The 1225-nt window shown below is 32.3% G+C and carries 2 protein-coding genes; one reads left to right on the top strand and one right to left on the bottom strand.

The window, feature by feature from the left end; translation table 11 throughout:
* Positions 1-197 precede the first annotated feature (197 nt).
* Positions 198-806: an FMN-dependent NADH-azoreductase gene (locus FTV43_RS15625; RefSeq protein WP_078194113.1), complete on the bottom strand. Its 609-nt coding sequence runs from the start codon at positions 804-806 to the stop codon at positions 198-200.
* A 98-nt stretch (positions 807-904) separates the two neighbouring features.
* Here FTV43_RS15625 and FTV43_RS15620 point away from each other — a divergent pair.
* A partial coding sequence (locus tag FTV43_RS15620) for a LysR family transcriptional regulator (RefSeq protein ID WP_179995852.1) occupies positions 905-1225 on the top strand: 321 nt, incomplete at its 3' end.

Genomic DNA, 1225 nt, shown 5'->3' with positions numbered 1-1225 from the left:
CCATTCATCAAATTCTGGCAGACGTTTAATTTCAATCATGAGGATTCCTTATCTTCTCACTATATTGTATTCGATCGAATACAATATGCAAGTAATCTATACGAACATCCATTAATTTCGTATAACAGCCATTATGTTAAATAGGAACCTTAGAACAATAGAAAATTATAATTTCATTGCCATAAGGAAGAATATACTTACAATCCTACGTTCGTTTGTAAAGCAATTTGCTGTGAAGCTAATTCAAGTGCTTTAGATTTCCCTAATGGTTTAATATCAGTGCCTTCAGCATATATAAAATCTACCTTATCAATACCAATTAATCCTAATACTGCTATTAAATATGCTGTAACAGCATCTGTTGGAAGATCTTGATGAAAACCACCACGTGAACTAAAGATAATTGATTTAACACCTTTAATTAATCCTACGGGTGCGGTTTCTGTATATTGAAAAGTTACTCGTGCTCGTGCAATTAAGTCGAACCAGTTTTTTAATTGGGTTGGTACATTTAAGTTATACATTGGTGCTGCAATCAATAATAGATCACAATCTTTCAGCTCTTGAATAAATTGATCAGAGAGAGCTACTGCTGCTTTTACCTCAGGTTTTTCATTCGCCTCTCCACGTAAGGCATTAAATATCTCTAAGTTTAATACTGGTAAGTTCATAGCTCCTAGATCATGTTCAATTATTTGGTCAACATAACCACTTTGCTTACGTCTATATAAATATTTATTAATGAGCTGATTACTTAGAGATTTTTCCTGCATAAAACTAGATTTGATAACTAAAATTCTGTTCATAGTAAGGTTCCTAATATGAATTTTAATTAGATTATCATTGATAAATTGGATACAAAAGTGATAATAAATCAACTCATTGATTCCCAATTGGAACTAATATGCGTGTTAATGATCTGAAAAGTTTGATGGCATTTATTAGTGTTGTTGAACAAGGAAGTTTTACTAAAGCATCAGAAAAATTACATCTGACTCGTTCCGCTGTCAGTAAGATGATTTCAAAGCTTGAGGTACAGCTCGGAGTAGTACTTTTTAACAGAGATACACGTCATTTAGCTCTCACAGAAGAAGGTAGTATTTTCTATGAACATAGCCAGCGGGCTGTACAAGAATTATTAATAGCTGAGACATTATTTGAAAGTAATAATCAAAATATTCAGGGAATGATACGTATCTCTATGCCTGTATTATTTGGACAAAAG

The organism is Acinetobacter sp. YH16053, assembly GCF_013417035.1.
GTDB classification, from domain to species: Bacteria; Pseudomonadota; Gammaproteobacteria; order Pseudomonadales; family Moraxellaceae; genus Acinetobacter; species Acinetobacter towneri.
The sequence above is the reverse complement of the archived record's forward strand: the minus strand, read 5'-3'. Positions and strand labels throughout refer to the sequence as shown.